The sequence below is a fragment of the Phenylobacterium sp. genome (assembly GCF_044358365.1).
In the GTDB taxonomy this organism is placed as follows: domain Bacteria; phylum Pseudomonadota; class Alphaproteobacteria; order Caulobacterales; family Caulobacteraceae; genus Phenylobacterium.
The window spans coordinates 1-16748 of record NZ_JBIKNZ010000075.1 but is presented as its reverse complement, the minus strand read 5'-3'; the positions used below and the strand labels follow the sequence as shown (position 1 = coordinate 16748).

The 16748-nt window shown below is 65.8% G+C and carries 17 protein-coding genes; 12 read left to right on the top strand and 5 right to left on the bottom strand.

Going from position 1 to position 16748, the window contains the following annotated elements; genetic code table 11:
• Positions 1 to 81: 81 nt before the first annotated feature.
• Positions 82 to 627 (bottom strand): SDR family oxidoreductase, encoded by a 546-nt coding sequence (locus ACIQ3B_RS15670; RefSeq protein WP_397404187.1) that lies wholly within the window; start codon positions 625 to 627, stop codon positions 82 to 84.
• Between the two features lie 64 nt (positions 628 to 691).
• On the opposite strand from ACIQ3B_RS15670, the gene ACIQ3B_RS15665 reads away from it, so the two are divergent.
• From ACIQ3B_RS15665 to ACIQ3B_RS15640, 6 genes are all read left to right on the top strand, one after another.
• On the top strand, positions 692 to 2695 hold the full coding sequence (locus tag ACIQ3B_RS15665; RefSeq protein ID WP_397404185.1) for a TonB-dependent receptor: 2004 nt from the start codon (positions 692 to 694) through the stop codon (positions 2693 to 2695).
• Between the two features lie 384 nt (positions 2696 to 3079).
• Positions 3080 to 3907: a 23S rRNA (adenine(2030)-N(6))-methyltransferase RlmJ gene (rlmJ, locus tag ACIQ3B_RS15660; RefSeq protein WP_397404183.1), complete on the top strand. Its 828-nt coding sequence runs from the start codon at positions 3080 to 3082 to the stop codon at positions 3905 to 3907.
• Positions 3908 to 3979: 72 nt separating this feature from the next.
• Positions 3980 to 4450: a hypothetical protein gene (locus ACIQ3B_RS15655; protein WP_397404181.1), complete on the top strand. Its 471-nt coding sequence runs from the start codon at positions 3980 to 3982 to the stop codon at positions 4448 to 4450.
• Positions 4451 to 4490: 40 nt separating this feature from the next.
• Positions 4491 to 5051, top strand: coding sequence for a sugar transferase (locus ACIQ3B_RS15650; RefSeq protein ID WP_397404189.1), 561 nt, complete (start codon positions 4491 to 4493; stop codon positions 5049 to 5051).
• Positions 5052 to 5136: 85 nt separating this feature from the next.
• Positions 5137 to 5646: a c-type cytochrome gene (locus tag ACIQ3B_RS15645; RefSeq protein ID WP_397404179.1), complete on the top strand. Its 510-nt coding sequence runs from the start codon at positions 5137 to 5139 to the stop codon at positions 5644 to 5646.
• Position 5647: 1 nt separating this feature from the next.
• Positions 5648 to 6322: a cytochrome b/b6 domain-containing protein gene (locus ACIQ3B_RS15640; RefSeq protein WP_397404177.1), complete on the top strand. Its 675-nt coding sequence runs from the start codon at positions 5648 to 5650 to the stop codon at positions 6320 to 6322.
• On the opposite strand, the gene ACIQ3B_RS15635 is transcribed toward ACIQ3B_RS15640, so the two are convergent.
• On the bottom strand, positions 6319 to 6651 hold the full coding sequence (locus tag ACIQ3B_RS15635) for a hypothetical protein (protein ID WP_397404175.1): 333 nt from the start codon (positions 6649 to 6651) through the stop codon (positions 6319 to 6321). The genes ACIQ3B_RS15640 and ACIQ3B_RS15635 overlap by 4 nt on opposite strands.
• Before the next feature lie 172 nt (positions 6652 to 6823).
• Between ACIQ3B_RS15635 and ACIQ3B_RS15630 the strand changes: the two genes are divergently transcribed.
• Genes ACIQ3B_RS15630 through ACIQ3B_RS15620 form a run of 3 tightly spaced genes read left to right on the top strand, consistent with a single transcriptional unit; the run spans position 6824 to position 9440 of the window.
• Entirely contained in the window at positions 6824 to 7555 is a 732-nt protein-coding gene (locus tag ACIQ3B_RS15630) for a hypothetical protein (protein ID WP_397404173.1), read from the top strand.
• A 57-nt stretch (positions 7556 to 7612) separates the two neighbouring features.
• On the top strand, positions 7613 to 8755 hold the full coding sequence (locus ACIQ3B_RS15625; protein WP_397404171.1) for an L-lactate dehydrogenase: 1143 nt from the start codon (positions 7613 to 7615) through the stop codon (positions 8753 to 8755).
• Positions 8756 to 8759: 4 nt separating this feature from the next.
• Positions 8760 to 9440, top strand: coding sequence for a phosphatase PAP2 family protein (locus tag ACIQ3B_RS15620; protein ID WP_397404169.1), 681 nt, complete (start codon positions 8760 to 8762; stop codon positions 9438 to 9440).
• Here ACIQ3B_RS15620 and ACIQ3B_RS15615 read toward each other — a convergent pair.
• Positions 9414 to 10691: an amidase gene (locus ACIQ3B_RS15615; protein ID WP_397404167.1), complete on the bottom strand. Its 1278-nt coding sequence runs from the start codon at positions 10689 to 10691 to the stop codon at positions 9414 to 9416. The two genes, ACIQ3B_RS15620 and ACIQ3B_RS15615, sit on opposite strands and share 27 nt — an antisense overlap.
• A 44-nt stretch (positions 10692 to 10735) precedes the next feature.
• On the opposite strand from ACIQ3B_RS15615, the gene ACIQ3B_RS15610 reads away from it, so the two are divergent.
• Together ACIQ3B_RS15610 and ACIQ3B_RS15605 are read left to right on the top strand one after the other, a co-directional pair.
• Positions 10736 to 12142 (top strand): AMP-binding protein, encoded by a 1407-nt coding sequence (locus ACIQ3B_RS15610; protein ID WP_397404165.1) that lies wholly within the window; start codon positions 10736 to 10738, stop codon positions 12140 to 12142.
• A gap of 43 nt (positions 12143 to 12185) precedes the next feature.
• Positions 12186 to 12956 (top strand): SDR family NAD(P)-dependent oxidoreductase, encoded by a 771-nt coding sequence (locus ACIQ3B_RS15605; RefSeq protein ID WP_397404163.1) that lies wholly within the window; start codon positions 12186 to 12188, stop codon positions 12954 to 12956.
• 415 nt (positions 12957 to 13371) lie between these two features.
• On the opposite strand, the gene ACIQ3B_RS15600 is transcribed toward ACIQ3B_RS15605, so the two are convergent.
• Together ACIQ3B_RS15600 and ACIQ3B_RS15595 are read right to left on the bottom strand one after the other, a co-directional pair.
• On the bottom strand, positions 13372 to 13956 hold the full coding sequence (locus ACIQ3B_RS15600; RefSeq protein ID WP_397404161.1) for a hypothetical protein: 585 nt from the start codon (positions 13954 to 13956) through the stop codon (positions 13372 to 13374).
• Positions 13957 to 14178: 222 nt separating this feature from the next.
• The gene (locus ACIQ3B_RS15595) at positions 14179 to 15831 is read right to left on the bottom strand and encodes an alpha/beta hydrolase (protein ID WP_397404159.1); all 1653 of its coding nucleotides are present in this window, start codon (positions 15829 to 15831) and stop codon (positions 14179 to 14181) included.
• A gap of 263 nt (positions 15832 to 16094) precedes the next feature.
• On the opposite strand from ACIQ3B_RS15595, the gene ACIQ3B_RS15590 reads away from it, so the two are divergent.
• A complete protein-coding gene (locus ACIQ3B_RS15590) occupies positions 16095 to 16610 on the top strand; it encodes a TetR/AcrR family transcriptional regulator (protein ID WP_397404157.1) in 516 nt (171 codons plus the stop codon).
• Positions 16611 to 16748 lie beyond the last annotated feature (138 nt).

Here is a 16748-nt window from a genome sequence, read left to right as displayed (position 1 = left end):
CCGAGCGAACCGTCGGTGCCCTCTGGGACGCCATCGGACGCTTCATCGACCTCTTCACTCCGACCGAGTGCGCCAACTACTTCAAGAGCTGCGGATACGATGCAGACTGAATGGAATCCGCTCTAGGGACGTGGACCGGGTCATGCCGGTGATGGCGTGCTTGGTGGCGGTGTAGGCGATGGAATTCGGGCGTGGCGTGTGGGCCGAGATCGAGCCGTTGTTGATGATCCGCCCGCCGCGCGGATTCTGGGCCTTCATCTGGCCGAAGGCGGCGCGTGTGCAAAGGAAAGTCCCGGTCAGGTTCACGTCGACCACGCGACGCCAGTGTTCGAGAGAGTGTTCCTCCAGCGGGCCGGGCGGGGCGCCCGTTCCGGCGTTGTTGAACAGCAGGTCAAGGCGACCAAACCGGTCCTGAGTCGCGGCGAACAAGGCTTCGACGCTGTCCGGGTCGGCCACGTCCGTGGGATGGGCGAAAGCCTGGCCGCCTTCCGCCTGGCTCACGGTAGCCTCCAGCGCCTCTGCGCGGCGTCCCGCCAGGGATACCGACCAGCCCGATTTCAGTAGCGCCAGGGCCACAGCGCGTCCGATCCCGCTCCCTGCACCGGTGATGATGGCGACCTTCGTCATTGCGCTCTCCTCCAAGGCTCTTTAGCCCTCGGTCCCCACGTTCATACCAGACCTTCGAGTTGTCATGCCCGAACTGCCCCCGCCACCAGTAGGTGAAGTCGAGATCGTTGTGGTCCATCCGCCACGGCTGGCCCCGCTTGGCGGCGACGCGGTGTTCAGCGCCGTACAGATCGGGACGGAGATCCTCAAGTCCGAAACCCGGCTGGATGAGGCCCTCAAGAGCACGCCGGGGGTGTCGCTCTTTCGCCGGACCGGCAGCGGCGCGGCCAATCCGACCACGCAGGGGCTATCACTCCGCGCCATCGCACCGTCCGGCGCCGGTCGGGCGCTGGTGACGCTGGATGGTGTTCCTCAGAACGACCCCTTTGGCGGCTGGGTGATCTGGACTGGCCTGCCGCCCGAAGGGCTGGACGGCGCCAGTATCGTACGTGGGGCCGGGGCAGGGCCCTATGGCGCAGGTGCGTTGACCGGCGTGGTGGCGTTGCAGGAACGGGGCATCGGCGGCGGGCTCGCCGCACTGGACGCTTCAGCAGGTGCGCGCGCAAGTTACCGTGTGGCGATCGCCGGCGGCTTGCCAGGGTTGCTGGTGACGGCGGCGGCTTCGCGCACAACCGGCTACTATGCTGTGCGAGGGCCAAGGCAGGGCACGGCCGATCAGCGGCTAGACACCAAGGACGCCAGCGTCGCAGTGCGCGCGCAGCAACGGATCGGCGACGTTCAGATCGCCCTGCGGCTGCAGGCGTTTCGCGTACAACAGGGCGCAGGCCTGGTTGGCGCGCGGTCGGTTTCCACCGGCGAGGCCTTAAGTCTCACCCTTGCCCAGCCGGCGTCAGACGGTGTGGGAGGATGGCGGCTGCAGGGCTGGGCCCGGGGCAGCAATCTCAGGAATAGTTCCGTCGCCGTCGCTGCGAACCGGGCGAGCACAACCCCCGCGAACGATCAGTACGATACGCCGGCCCTCGGCTACGGCCTGAATGGCGCCTGGCAGGGACGCGTCGATGACCTCGCGTGGGAGGTCGGCGCGGACGTTCGACTGACCGACGGCGTAGACAAGGAGAAGTTCCGCTTCCTCAACGGCGCCTTTACCCGCGACCGGCAGGCGGGCGGCAAGGCGCTGGTGGCGGGCGCCTATCTGGAAGCCGCCTATGATGAAGGCCCCTGGCTGGCGTCCGCCGGCGTGCGGCTGGACCGGTCCCGTGCATACGCAGCTCTGCGCGACGAACGAGATATCGCCACCGGTGTGCTCACCTTGAACCAGCGCTCGCCGGACCGTACGGACACTACGCCGACCGGCCGCATTGGCCTGCGCTATGCGGTTTCGGAGGCGCTTTATCTGCGTGGTGCGGGATATGTCGGGTTTCGCCCGCCGACGCTGAATGAGCTGCACCGGCCCTTCCGGGTAGGCAACGACATCACCGAAGCCAACGCGGCGCTGAAGCCTGAGACCCTGCAAGGCATCGAGGCTGGCCTAGGAGGAGAGGGCGCATTCCGCTGGAGCGCGAACGTCTTTCTCAATCGCCTGAGCGACCCAATCACCAATGTCACGATCAGGCGAGGACCGGGGACGTTTCCTGCGGCGGGCTTCATTCCGGCCGGCGGCACGCTTCGCCAGCGCCAGAACGCGGGTGAAATCAATGCCTGGGGTGTAGAAGCCGAGACCTCCGGCGACGTCGGTTCCGCCGCCTCCTGGCGGGCGGCCATGGCCTATACAGACGCCGAGGTCCGTGGCGGCCCTCGCGCCCGGCAACTCGATGGGCTGCGACCGGCCCAGACACCGAAGTGGACGCTGACGGGCGGGCTTGAAGTCCGTCCTGCCGCCACGGTCACCCTGTCGGGGGATCTGCGTTACGAGAGCGCTCGCTGGGAAGACGATCTGAACACCCGTGGGCTCAGTCCTGGCTTACAGCTTGATGTTCGCGCCAGCTGGGCGCTCCGCGAGGACGTCGAGGTCTATGTGGCGGCTGAGAACCTGCTCGATTCAAAGCTCGAGGTCGGCGAAACGGCAGATGGCGTCGAGAGTTTTGCCGCCCCGCGAACTGTACGACTCGGCTTCAGCCTGCGGCGGTGACGGCAACGTCCGCGCACGAAAAAGGGCCCGCGAGGGGCCCTCATCCGAGAGACAGTCGAGGCTCGGGCGGTCAGGCGCCCAGGCTGGCCGAACCGAAGGCGGCGATAAGGCCAAGCGCCATCAGGAAGGCTGGAGCGAAGCGGTCGAGCGCGCGTTCGAAGCGAATGAAAGTCATGACACACACCTTGTGGTTTCTGCGAGGAACCCCGGGGGAGCGGGGCTGTCCGTGTGGACACCCCCTGTATAGCGAAATCTGAGCACTGCATAGATGACCGATTTCACAGACCGGCTATGCGTTTACGCATGTTTTCCCATTGCCTGCGGAATGCGGCGCTGTAGACGCCAACGTGCTATGGCGCGAACTGCACAAACTCCGGGTCGCCCTTGAACTATCGCCACGCCTTCCATGCCGGGAACTTCGCCGATCTGGTGAAACATGCGGCGCTGATCTGCCTGATCCGCAAACTGGTGGCGTCGGGCGGACCGTTGACGGTGATCGATACCCATGCGGGGCGGGGCCTCTACGATCTGGCAGGGACCGATGCGCTCAAATCGGGCGAGGCGCAGGCCGGCATCCTGCGATTGATGGCGGCTTCAGATGCGCCGACCGAATTCACCTGGCTTATCCGGGCGGTGGGCGCGCTGAACGACGAAGGCGAAGTCCGGCGCTATCCTGGCTCGCCGTGGCTCATCGCCAAGGCTCTGCGGCCCTCTGACACCTACATTGCCTGCGAGATGCACCCCCAGGAGCATGACGCGCTCCGGGTGGCGCTGCGGGGGCTGCAAAATGTCCGGACCATCTGCGGCGATGGCTATGCGACGGTGATTCCACAATGTCCGACCCATGGGCGGGTGTTGGCTCTGATCGATCCTCCGTTCGAGAAACCCGACGACTATGGGCGGATCGTTGACACCCTCGTTGCGCTGCGTCGGCGCAATCGCGCGGTTCAGGCGTTGGTCTGGTTGCCGATCAAGGACCTGGAGACGCTGGACGCGTTCCTTCGCGATCTCGAGGATCACGTTGCGGCGCCAATGCTGGTGGCGGAGACCCGCATCCGACCCCTGACCGACCCGATGAGGATGAACGGCTGCGCTCTGGTTCTGGTAGACGTCGCGGGCCTTGAGGCGCCGTTGGAGGCGATCTGTAGCTGGGTTGCGCAAACTCTGGGCGCTGGCGGCGCGGGACGTGTTTATTCGCTCTCGCCACAATAGTTTCGCATCCACGTCGTTTTTCGCGCGCTATGCTGCAGCGCACAATCGCAGCCGCTGTGGAGACCCTGATCCATGTCAAACCTCGAAGCCTTGAACCGTTCCCATTCACGGATCAGCTCTGCCGTGATGATGAGCTCGATGTCACCGCTTTGGGCCTACTACAGCGCCGTCGCCATGGGCGGAGTAGCCTTCTGGTATGCGACGCGATGGACCCGCCCGGTCAATCTGGAGGCCGTCTTCGCGGGCGCGACACCCCTGACACCGGCGGAAGTTCAGCCGCCTGTGGCGGTCATGGAGGCGGTGGCCGACGTTGCGGCCGACCTGCCGGACGTGGCGCAGCTTCCGGAACCCGAGCTACCCCCTGTCGCGGCTGAAATTGTGATTGAGATACTGCCAGAACCAGAGCCGCAGCCGGTGCTTCAGGCGGCTGCGGAACCGGTCGCCGAGACGGTCGCGGAATTGGCCCCGGCCCCGGAATCGGTTCCGCGCTTGAAGCTTCGGGCCCGGAAGGCCGCCACCGTCGTACCCGACGTTGAAGCCTGACGTGGCGCCGATGCTCCCGGCGCGTTAACAACGCCGCGTGCTGAAGCGTGTTCTGGACATCATCGTAGCGCTCGCAGGGTTAGCCGTGGGCTGGCCCGTGCTCCTGGCGCTGGCGCTCGCTGTGCGGCTGGATAGCGCCGGTCCGGCGCTCCACTGGTCCAGGCGAGTCGGGCAGGGAAACCGGCTGTTCCTGATGCCGAAGTTCCGTTCGATGCGGACCGATACCCCGGATGTAGCGACGCACCTGCTGGAGGATCCTCACCTTTGGGTCACGCGGATTGGGCGGGTGCTGCGAAGGAGCAGTCTGGATGAGTTGCCACAACTCTGGAGCGTGCTGGTTGGAGACATGAGTCTGGTGGGACCACGGCCCGCGCTGTTCAATCAGGACGACCTGATCGCATTGCGCACCCAGGCTGGCGTGGATCGATTGAGGCCGGGGGTCACGGGTTGGGCGCAGGTGAACGGTCGCGACGAACTGCCGATACCGGAGAAGGTGCGACTCGACGCGGAGTATCTGGCACGAGGCTCACTGGCCTTTGACCTAAGGATAGTCGCAGCCACCCTGCGCGCGGCGCTTTCGGGGCGGGGCGTGAGCCACTGATCGACTGCGATACGGAATCCGTTGACGCACAAGGGATGACGCCTTCAATCTGCACCCATCCACAGGGATCCGGAAAGCAGACACCATGGCAGTATTCATGAGCAAGGGCGCGGTTTTGGCCGTGGCAATGGGGATCGGCGTGGCGATTGCCGCAGGGGGGACCGTGGCCAATAGCCAGACGGCGACCAGAGCCGCAGCATCACCGGGCGCCAAAGCCGCGAATATGCGGCACGAGAATTTCGAGAAGCTGGGCGAGGCTTTCAAGACGGTTATTGACGAAACCAAGAAGAGTGAACCGAACAAAGTCGTTGTTGCGCGCGCAGCGAAGACGATGAATACGCTGGCGACCGCATTGCCCACCTGGTTCCCGCGCGGCAGTGGCGTAGAGGCCCGGGCCAAGAGCGAAGCCAAGGCCAATATCTGGACCGATGCTGCAGGGTTCTCGGCTGCGGCTGCGGCCTCCCAGCTCCAGGTCTCCAAGCTGAACCAGGCGGCGATCGCGGGCGATATGAACGCAGTCCGCGCCCAGATTCGTGCGACCGGCGGGTCCTGCAAGGCGTGCCACGACAAATACCGGCTCGAAAAGAAAAGCTGAGATGCCGCAAGCGCCGCCCGGAGGCGTGAAGGTCAGGCTTTGGGACGGTCCGGTTCGGATCGTCCACTGGCTGCTGGTGGCTTTGATCGGCTTCTCCTGGTGGGCGTCCGAGGATCATCTGGATTGGCATCAGTGGAGCGGCTACGGCGTGGTCGGTCTGCTGCTGTTCCGGATCTACTGGGGCTTTGCCGGCGGTGAGGCGGCCCGGTTCGCGAGCTTCGTTCGCGGCCCCAGGGCGACTCTGGCCTACCTCAAGACGGTCACTGCGCGCACGCCGTCGACGACTGCAGGGCATAACCCGCTGGGCGCGCTCAGCATTCTGGCGCTTCTGGGGTTGTTGGTGGTGCAGGTAATCACCGGCCTGTTCGCTGTAGATGTGGATGCCTATCAGGGCGGGCCGTTGTCGCACCTGGTCAGTTTCGATCAGGGCCGGCGTCTAGCAGAGCTTCATGATCTGAGCTTCCACGGCCTGCAGGCGCTTGTGGCGCTGCACGTAGCGGCGGTCGTCTTCTATCTGGTGTGGAAACGTACAAACCTCATCGGACCGATGATCACCGGTCTTAGGTGGCTACCGGTCGACCCGGGGTTGGCGCGTGCGCCGCTGTGGCGGCTGGCGCTCGGCGTGGCCCTGGCAGGGGCCATCGCCTGGTTCATATCAAAGGGACTGAGACTTTAGCTCCTCGCGGCAGCGTCGCGCAGGGAATTGAGCCAGGCGTCCTCACGCATCTTCTCGGCGTCGCGAAGCTGGACTTCCGCGTCACGGACGGCGGCGTCGTGCTTGCGCCATTCAGACACAGCGCCCTCGCGGGCGGCCCGGGCGGCCTCAAGGGTCGGGTAGCGCGCCAGCACCGCGCGAGTGGAATAGTTCACCGGCGGTCCGACAGCTTCGCGATCCGGATAGAAGCCGGTGATGGAATCAGCGGCCTCGCTGTCGATGTGGAAGACGTCGGCCCAGCCCGCGTGGTGGCGCATCAGGGCCCAGGGTCGTTCGATCAGATCGCTCACGATAGTCTCCGTCGAAGGTGTCCTGCCGATTCCGCGGACAGCGGTTGATCCCTGCCTTTAGCGCGACCGTGCGCGCCGTCCAACGCCGCGTTGGTGGTTTTTGCTTTCATGACGCCGCAGCGTGGTGTGAAAGCCGCAGGAACACCGTCGAATTCCGCCAGCGAGCCATATCTTGAGCACCATCGTGATTGACCGCCAGTTCCGCGGTCCCCCCAATTCCGGCAACGGCGGATATGTCTGCGGTGTGCTGGCAAGAGGGCTGGTGGGTCCCGTCACGGCGATGATCCGCGCGCCCGTGCCGCTGGATGAGGCTCTGGAGTTCGAGGCTGGCCCCACGGGCAACCGCCTGCTGGGCCCGGAGGATGCGGTGATTGGAACGGGCGCGGCGGCGATGCAGCCGATCCCTGATGCGCCAGTGATTCCGACACTGGCGGCGGCGCGGGCGGCCAGCGCGGGCTACTTTGGCCATACGAACCGCGTTCACCCGCCGTGCTTCACCTGCAGCAACGAGCGCGAGGAGGGGGATGGCCTGCGGGTGTTTCCCGGCCAACTGGAGGGAGCCGAACCTGGCGTCCTGGCCTGCGTATGGACGCCGCACGCGGCGTTCGGCGGGGTTGATGGATTGATTCCGCCCGAAGTCGTGTGGGCTGCCCTGGACTGCCCCGGGTTCTTCGCCTGGATCGAGAAAGAAGGCCGTCACGGCGCCTTGCTGGGCACCATGACCGGCGAGATCCTGACGCCGCCCCGGGTGGGCGAGGATTACATCGTCCTGGCCTGGCCGATTGCACGGGAGGGTCGCAAGGAGACGGCAGGGGTTGCGTTGATCAACGCCGAAGGTCAGATCCTGGCTCGTGCGCATCAGGTCTGGATCGTGATGCCGCCCCGGCCGCCCGTCGCCGCCTGAGCCTTGCGTCATAGGCCCCGTAGTTCCAGAAACGGAGCGTGAGGGAAGGATGTATCCATGAAGGCGGCTTCGCTGTCGGACTTTCGGGAGATGGCGCGTCAGCGGCTGCCCAACATCTTCTTCGAGTACATCGACGGCGGCTCGTACGCTGAGGTCACCCTCGGCCGGAATGTGACGGACATGGAGGCCATTGCGCTGCGCCAGCGTGTGATGCGCGACATGAGCAAGCTGGACACTTCGGTCGAAACCCTTGGTCAGCACTTCAGAATTCCGGTGGGACTGGCGCCGGTAGGCATGGCCGGGATGTATGCGCATCGCGGCGAGACGCAGGCTGCGCGTGCGGCTGCGGCTGCCGGTGTGCCGTTCTGCCTGTCGACGGTGGGCGTGTGCTCCATCGAGGAAGTGGCCTCGACCGGGACGGCCCCGTGGTTCCAGCTCTACATGCTCAAGGATCGCGGCTACATGCGCGAGCTGCTGGGACGGGCCAAGGCCGCCGGCTGTCCCGTACTTGTGTTCACGGTAGATCTGCCGGTTCCGGGCGCGCGATATCGGGACCGACGCTCGGGGTTCACCGGCGCCTCGCCGCTACGCCAGACCCTGACCCAGCTTCGGGATGGGATGACCCACCCGGCCTGGACCTGGGACCTGTTCATGCATGGGCGGCCGCACACGCTTGGGTCCGTTCAGGGCGCGGTTGGAGACGGCCGACGCGTCACCGACTTTCTGGGCTGGATCAGCCGGAATTTCGACCGGTCTGTAACCTGGAAGGACATGGACTGGGTGCGTGAGGTCTGGGATGGCCCTATCGTGATCAAGGGGGTGCTGGATCCGGACGACGCGCGAGATGCGGTCAAGGCGGGCGCCCAGGGGCTGGTGGTGTCCAACCATGGCGGCCGGCAACTCGATGGAGTGGTGTCGTCCGTGGCGGCGCTGCCGCGCATCGTGGACGCGGTGGGCGACGACCTCGAGGTCTATATGGATGGCGGGGTCCGTTCCGGACTGGATGTGCTGAAGGCTCTGGCGCTGGGGGCGAAAACCTGTTTCGTGGGCCGTCCATGGGCCTGGGCGCTGGGCGCGGGCGGCGAGGCGCAGGTCACGCGGATGCTGGAGATCCTCAGCGCGGAGCTGGCGGTCGCCATGGTTCTGACGGGGTGCAAATCGGTGCGCGACGCCGGGCCGGATTTGCTGGATCGGCTCTGAGCGCATGACCATTTCCTCGCAGCGCGTGACCTCCCGCACAGGGTGGGGTCTGATCGTGATGCTTGCGACGTTACTGGCGTTTTTCGGCCTGGGCGCGGCGATGCTGACCGGAATGCTGGACGCGCTGGATCGCAATATGTTGCTGGCGCTGCGTGGACCCGGCGGTCTGGGCGATCCCGTCGGCTCGCGTGGCATCGAGGAGGCCGTGCGCGATCTGACAGCGCTGGGCGGCACGACACTGGTCGCCGTGACGACCGTTGCGGTCAGTCTGTTCCTGTTGGCGCAACGGCAGGGCCGCCACGCGGTGGTCCTGGCAGGCGTGGTTCTGCTGGCCTGGCTTACCAAGGACACGGCAAAGCTCCTGTTTGGCCGGGCTCGCCCGGACCTGGTGCCGCATGAGGTGTTTGTCAGTTCCGCGAGCTTTCCAAGTGGGCACACCACGATGGGAACCGTGCTCATTTTGACATTGGCCGTGCTGGCCTCGAGGTATGGGCCGTCCGGGCGCGGCCGGCTGCTGATCTATGGGGTCGCGGTGCTGCTGGCGGGTCTCGTGGGCTTCAGCCGGGTCTATCTGGGCGTTCACTGGCCCAGCGATGTTCTGGCCGGGTGGTGCCTCGGCGCCTTCTGGGCGGCCACGGCCTGGGTTGGTCTTTCTGTGTCAGCCAAATCCGCGGAGGTCCGGTGAGCGTCCGCGCCAGTCGGAGACACGCTCATAGGCCGCGGCCAGCGCCACCACAGTCAATTCGTCGCGGGGGCGACCCAGGATCTGCAAGCCCACCGGCAAGCCCTCATCCGTCAGCCCGCAGGGCACGCTGATCCCCGGAAGGTCGAGGTAGTTGGCGGCGCGCGTCAGACGGCTGAGCGGCGAGGTGGTCTCGTCGATGTCTATCATCGGCGGCGCCGGGATAGGGCAGGTAGGTGAGAGCAGCCCATCGTAGGCGTCCAGCCAGGCATGGAACGCGTTCTGATCGGTCTGGCGTTGCAGATGCGCCTGGGCCAGCGCCTCATCCGTGATCCCACGCCCGACCTCAAATCGTCGCACGATCCAGGGGTCCATGACCTCTGCGTGCAGCGCGATCCGTTCGCGCCAGATTCGAAAGCCTTCGCCGGCCATCAACAAGCCGTTGGGGGCGAACGAGTGTTCCAGAGCCCGGGGCGGACTGGCGATGTCTATCTCCATGCCGGCCGCGCGCAGGCGCTCCAGCGCGGCCAGATAGAGGCGCGCGACATCGGGGTGAAGGTCGCCCAGGTCCTCGATCGGCATGGCGGCGAGCCGGCGGCCGCGAACATCCGTGGTTAGGGCGGCCTCCGCGTCGAACGGGTCACGGACGGCGCTGTCCCCGTCCGGACCGGAAATCACCGCCAGGGCGCGGGCGGCGGTAGCGACATCGCGGGCCAGAGTTCCCACCGTGTCCAGTGCGGGGCTCAGGGGATGGACGCCCTTCAGGCTGACCAGGCCGCGTCCCGGCTTCAGGCCGACCACACCGCAGACGGCCGCTGGAATTCGCACCGAGCCGCCGGTGTCGCTGCCGAGTGCGACATCGCAGAGGCCAGCCGCCACCGCCACCGCCGAGCCCGACGACGAGCCGCCGGGCGCGCGATGCACCCGGGCGTCCCAGGGGTTCCACGGCGCGCCCACGGCCCGGTTGGTTCCCCATGCGCCATAGGCCAGTTCCACCGTGTGGGTCTTGCCCACGACCGAGTATCCCGCCTGCAACAGCCGCTGGACGACCACGGCATGGGTGGTCGGACCCGGGTCAAGCGGCACGACGGCGCCGCCGCCTGTGGGCGTCCCGGCGATATCCATCAGATCCTTGATGGCGACGGTGGGCCCATCGGAGGTTTCCCCGAACAGTGGCGGGTCGAAGACCTGGATGAAGGCCTTCAATCGGGGGTCATAGCGGCGGATCCGCGCGAGGGCTTCAGTCGGTGTCATGTCCTGACTATCGCGCGACCTGCCACCTCGCGCTAGGTAGGGGTATGTCCGAGAACCTCTACGATCTTCTGGCCAGCCGGTTTCCGCAGGACCGGGCGAAGCCATGCTTCCTGCTGAGCGATGGCGGCGTTGTCAGCTACGGCGATCTGGAGGCCGGCGCGGCGAGGGTCGCGGGGCGGCTGGTGGCCGAGGGCGTTGAGCCGGGCGACCGGGTGGCGCTGCAGGCCGAGAAGTCGGCGGATGGCATCATGATCTATCTGGGCGTCCTGAAGGCGGGCGCTGTCTTCCTGCCCCTGAACAACGCCTACACTTCCGCGGAGGTGGACTACTTCCTGAAGGACGCCGAGCCGCGGGTGTTCATCACTGATCCGGCATCCTGGGTGAACGAGGCGATGCGGCATCCGCCCCTCGAGGCGGCGGTGAGCCGCACGGGCGGCGATCTGGCCAGCCTGATCTACACCTCTGGCACCACGGGCCGGTCCAAGGGCGCAATGCTCAGTCACGGTAGCCTGGCGGCCAATGCGCTGGCGCTGCACGAGGCCTGGGGCTTCACGGCGGACGATGTGCTGCTGCACGCCTTGCCGGTGTTTCATGTGCACGGACTGTTCGTGGCGCTGCACTGTGCGCTGCTGAGCGGGTGCCCGTTGGTCTGGCTGCCCAGGTTCGCGGACGCCGAGGTGCTGGCCGGGCTGAAGCAGGCGACGGTGATGATGGGGGTGCCCACCTTCTACACCCGATTGCTGGCCAATCCGGGGTTCACGCGGGAGCTGGCCTCTGGCCTGCGGCTGTTCATCTGTGGATCGGCGCCCCTGTTGCCCTCGACCTTTGCCGAGTTCGAGGAGAGGACCCGGCAGCGCATCCTCGAACGCTACGGGATGAGCGAGGCTGTGATCATCACCACCAATCCGCTGGCCGGCGGGCGGGTGGCCGGATCGGTGGGCTATCCTCTGCCGGGCGTGGACCTGCGGATAGGCGGCGACGGGCAGACCGGCGTCATCGAGATCAAGGGCCCCAGCGTGTTCTCGGCCTACTGGCGGATGCCGGAGAAGACGGCCGAAGAGTTCACCGCCGACGGCTTCTTCATCACGGGCGATGTGGGCCGGCGCGATCCCGACGGCCGGGTCTGGATCTCGGGCCGGGCCAAGGACCTGATCATCTCGGGCGGATACAACATCTATCCCAAGGAAGTTGAGCTGGTGTTCGACGAACTGCCCGGCGTGACCGAGACGGCGGTGGTGGGCGCGCCTCATCCCGACTTCGGCGAGGCGGTGGTGGCGGTGGTGATGGGGCAGGGCGATGAGGCCGCCATGATCGCCGAGGCGCGCCGGCAACTGGCGGCCTACAAGACCCCCAAGCGGGTGATCTTTGTGGACGAGCTTCCGCGCAACGCCATGGGCAAGGTGCAGAAGAACCTGCTGCGCGAACGCTATGCGGACTTGTTCCGGGGTTGAAACCTCTGGCAGGGTCCGCGTCAATCACAATGGGAGACGTCAGATGGATCTGCAGCTCAAGGGCAAGACGGCGGTGGTGACCGGCGGGACGCGCGGCATCGGCCGCGCGATCGCCGACTGCTTCGCCGACGAAGGCGCCAATGTCGCCATCTGCGCCCGCAACGCCGAGCAGGTGGCCGAGGCCGTCAAGGCGCTGGAAGCCAAGGGCGTGAAGGCGTTCGGCAAGGTGGTCGACATCGCCGACGGTCCGGCCCTGCAGGCCTTTGTCAAAGAGGCCGGCGAGACCCTGGGCGGGATCGACGTGCTGGTCTCCAACGCCAGCGCCCTGGTGCAAGGCAATGGCGAGGACGCCTGGAAGGCGATGTTCGAGATCGACATGCTGGGCGCAGTCCGCACCTTCGAGGCGGCCAAACCGTTCCTGGAGAAGGCGGCCGCGGCCAACGGCGACGCCGCGTTCATCATCACCTCGTCGGTCTCTGCAGCCGAGACGGACAACCCCAATTCCTACGGCGCCATGAAGGCCGCCCTGATCCACTACGCCAAGGGCGTTGCACGGGAAGGCGCGCCGAAGCAGGTGCGCTGCAATGTGGTCTCGCCGGGCACCGTGTTCTTTGAAGGTGGCGTGTGGGGCAATGTGAAGGCAGGCATGCCCGCGTTCTTTGACCAGATGATCAAGCGCAACCCCACGGGCCGCATGGCGACACCGGAAGAGGTGGCGGCGGCGACGGTGTTTCTGGCCAGCCCGCGTTCGGCCTTCACCACAGGCGTGAACCTGCTGGTGGATGGCGCGATCTCGCGGCGGGTGAACTTCTGAGGGGGCAGTCTGGCGGCAGAGGTTGCGGAGACGCGCAGAGGCTTCGGGCTCTGGCAAGAACCCCCTCAGTCGGCTTCGCCGACAGCTCCCCCAGCGGTGCTACTGGATGCACGGAAGTGACTCAGTGGTGATCATGGCTGGCATGGCTGTTTTTCTCCTCACCCGTCGGGGGAGGGGGACCGCCCGAAGGGTGGTGGAGGGGGCCGCGGTCGCACAGTGCCTTTGCTGGCCGCACGCGGAGGATTGCCGATCTCGGGGCGTACAAGAGGGGTCGGAATGTCAAATGTGCCGGACGTAGCAAGCCCCCTCCACCAGACTTCGTCTGGTCCCCCTCCCCCGACGGGTGAGGAGAAAGACGCCTGCGTAGTCAGTCTCGCGGCAGGTGAACTTCTGAGGTTGGGGGCGGCGGTCGGGTCTAGCCCGAGGGGCGCGGCGGCGGGCGACTGCGGATGACCGGCGCAGCGCGGGCGGAGTTCAGCAGTTGGGCGCGGGCCGGAGGGGTCGCGGCCGGGCGGGCCAGGACCGCCAGCGCCGGGCCGGGGCGCTGAGCCTCGCGCTCCGGTTTCGGGGCGGCCTGCGCCAGGAGGGCCTGCAGCGTCGGAAGCGTGGTTTCACGAATGTGGGCGGGGTACTGGTCGCGGGCCTGTTCGGCGCGGGCCGAGACGATGCCCAGCGTCTTCAGGAACTGTGGCAGGCTGACAGGCTCGGCGTCGCGGTCGCGTTCCCGTTCGGGCTCAGAGCGGCGGGGGACGCCCAGGCGTTCCTCATAATCCGGGGCCTCAAGGCGTTCGCGCTCAAGCGGTTCTGCGGCCGGGGTCGCGGCGCGCGGGGCCGATACCCCGAACGCCTTCAGCCTGATCCCCATCCGCACGGCGAAGAAGCAGTGCCGGAACTCGGCGCTGAAGGCGAGGAAGCGGTCGAGGTTGTCGCCGGCGGTTTTGGCAATCTCCACCGCCGCCGTGCCCAGTTCAAAGGCCGACACCGTCATCGCCTCGATCATCCGAAGCGTCGTCGCATCATGGAGGGGCTGAGCGGCCTGCATGAGAACAAAGATAGAACATAAGAGCTTCCTGTCAAGTTCGATGTGCCCCGAAAGCAGGGGCGCATCCTACTTTGACCTGGCAGAACCACTTTGCTGCACCATCAGAATTAGGTGGGAAACATCAGCGGGCTAAAAGTCGTTCGTGTTCCCACCTTCTGTCGGGGCGAGTTCAGCTAAGCCTCAGGGCGAGGTGATGCTCTGTGCGACCCGTTTTGCGAAGGCGCGGGCATCGCTGCCATCGCTCAGGGCGACCAAAATCACCAGTACCGACGTCTTGTCCTGATAGAACAGAAGCGTCGTGTCCGGCCCGCTGACCTGTGTCCAGTTCAAAGCTCCGATCATCAACGGGGTGGCCGTTGCGCCGGCCAGACCGACCTGGCCGGCAACGGCGGCAATGGTGTCGCTGATCAGGCCGGAGGCCCGTACGAAGGACACCGTGCCGCCCCCTGTCCTCCATGTGGATTGATCCAGTGTCACCCAGCCCTCGGGCACGTCAGCGTTAAATCCGAACGGGGAAATCCAGGCTGACTGGAAACTTGCACTGGCCGGTGAGGGCAGCGTCGCTATCGGGCGTGCGGCAACAAGGCATGAGGTGCTGACCGGTCCGGTTGGATTGACAAGGAAGGCGGTGAGGATCGACGCGCCGCAGGCGTTGCCGCCCTGGTGAACCGAAAAGTGGCCTGTTGAAGGGAAGGCTACGATCTTTGAGTTGCTGAGGCGGGACGCCGCGAGCTGAGCGTTTTCCAGTGGTGTGTTGCTGTCTATGGCCCCACTCAGAACCAGAGCCGGAACGTTACTGCGCACAAGCTCGGTCGGAAGTTTCGGATCGACAGGCCAGCCGACGCAGCTGGTGCTGTACTGGTTAAGCGACTCTGCGGCTCGCGCCCGGCCGAGCAGATCGTTGGCAGGCAAAACGAGACCGCCGATCGATTCGGCCGGCTTGAAGGGGGCAAGATCCGAGCAGTTGACGAGGGTATTCATCGCCGCCGAGAACTCTCCGCCGGGGAACGGCGTCGTGGAAGCTGCGGCCCGGAACGATTCGACTGCGGCGACATTGCGGTCACGGACTGCGGCGACGTACGCAGGGACGAATGAGGCGCCTCGGGACCATTCCATCAGCGTACTGACGTCTGAAAGGAACGTATCCGGATCGATGGAACCCAACTGGGTGACCAGCGGCTCCCTGGCAAGGTCCGCAGCCGTGGCGTCGGTGAGCGCCACAAGGTTGGGAACAACGGTGCTGCACGCCGGCTTGCCAGCACACTCGGCGCCGGCCCGAGCGAGCGCTGCGCGAATATCCAGCGCATCGTCGAGGGGACTGTTGGCGGTGTCGACCGATTCAATCACCAGCGAACGGACCAGTTTCTCATGGCGGCGAACCAGCTCAAGGGCCAGTCGGCTGCCATAACTCGCACCCCAGGCATCGATTGAAGAGAGGCCGAGCGCGCCAGCAACGGCGACAATGTCGTCGGCGGCAAAGGGCGTGGTGAATGCAAGCGGATCGATATCTGCCGCCGTCCAGGCTGCGCGGCATGCGGCGGGCGCCGCGAGGTCCGCGCATTCAAGAAACGGTTTGCTACGTCCGGTGCCGCGCTGATCCACGAAGATGATCGGCTTGCCGATGGCGTCGCTAAGGGGAAGGTAAGTTGATGCCAGAATCGGAGCGTAGGCTTCAGCTGACGCGCCGGGCCCGCCGGGCACGTGGAAAACGGCTTGCTTGGCTCCTGTGACGTTACGGCCGATTATTGTGACGAACAGCGTCACGTCGCCCTTGCTCGAGCCGCCCATAGGCACTTTTACCGTGCCGCAGCGCATTGTTGCGCCATCGACCATGCCGCGGGCCGCAAAGCACGGGGTAGGTTCGAGCCTTGAGCTGACGGGGCCTGCCGATTTTGAGCCACCTCCGCCACCGCCGCCGCATCCTGCTATGCCGATTGTAACTGTCAGGGCGAGGGCGAGGAGGGCGAATCGCGACATGGAAATCTGGCTCCGGAGATAGCTTTGTATACGTCGTATACTAGCTCAACGTCACCGGGTATACTAGCTCAACGTCACCGTAAAGTTCGTTCATGAATGTTAGCCGTGGCCGACCCCCTATGCTGAGCGCCGAGCAGGTTGTTGCTGCGGCGATCCAGTGCGCCGACAGCGATGGGGTCGACGGATGTACAATGCGCGCGGTCGCCGATCGTCTGGGTGTGACGCCGATGGCGCTCTACCGTCACGTGCGCAGCAAGGACGAACTTCTCGCCCGGATCCCGGATTTGCTGCTGTTCGAGGTGATGGAGGCGGCGGTGCGCCAAAGGTCTGGCGTATCTGCCTTGCGCGAGATTGCGCTTGGCCTTGCCAAGGTGCTGATGGCCCGTCCATGGTCGACCCGTCTGTTTGAACAGCCAGAGCCAGGCCCGAATATGCAGGCCGCAGCCGCACACTGCATTGGACTTCTGGTCGCCGAGGGTGCGTCGGCCGATGAGGCCTTCCAGTGGATCCGCGCCGTCGTTGCTCAGGTCATCGGCGAAATGCTGACGGCACACGGGCGGTTCGACAGTACGGGTGTCGATCTGCTGCTCGCCGCAATCCCCGACCTCATGCGCTCTTCACGACCTACCAGGTGAAGGCGAGGCCGCCAAAGTGGAGTGAACCCCTGGAGTGAGACAGGGAAATAAGGGACAGTTCTCTGAGAGGGAGAACGGATGTCTCAGGAAAAGCGAAGAAGGTTCAGCCGGGAGTTCAAGCTCGCGTTGATCGCGCGG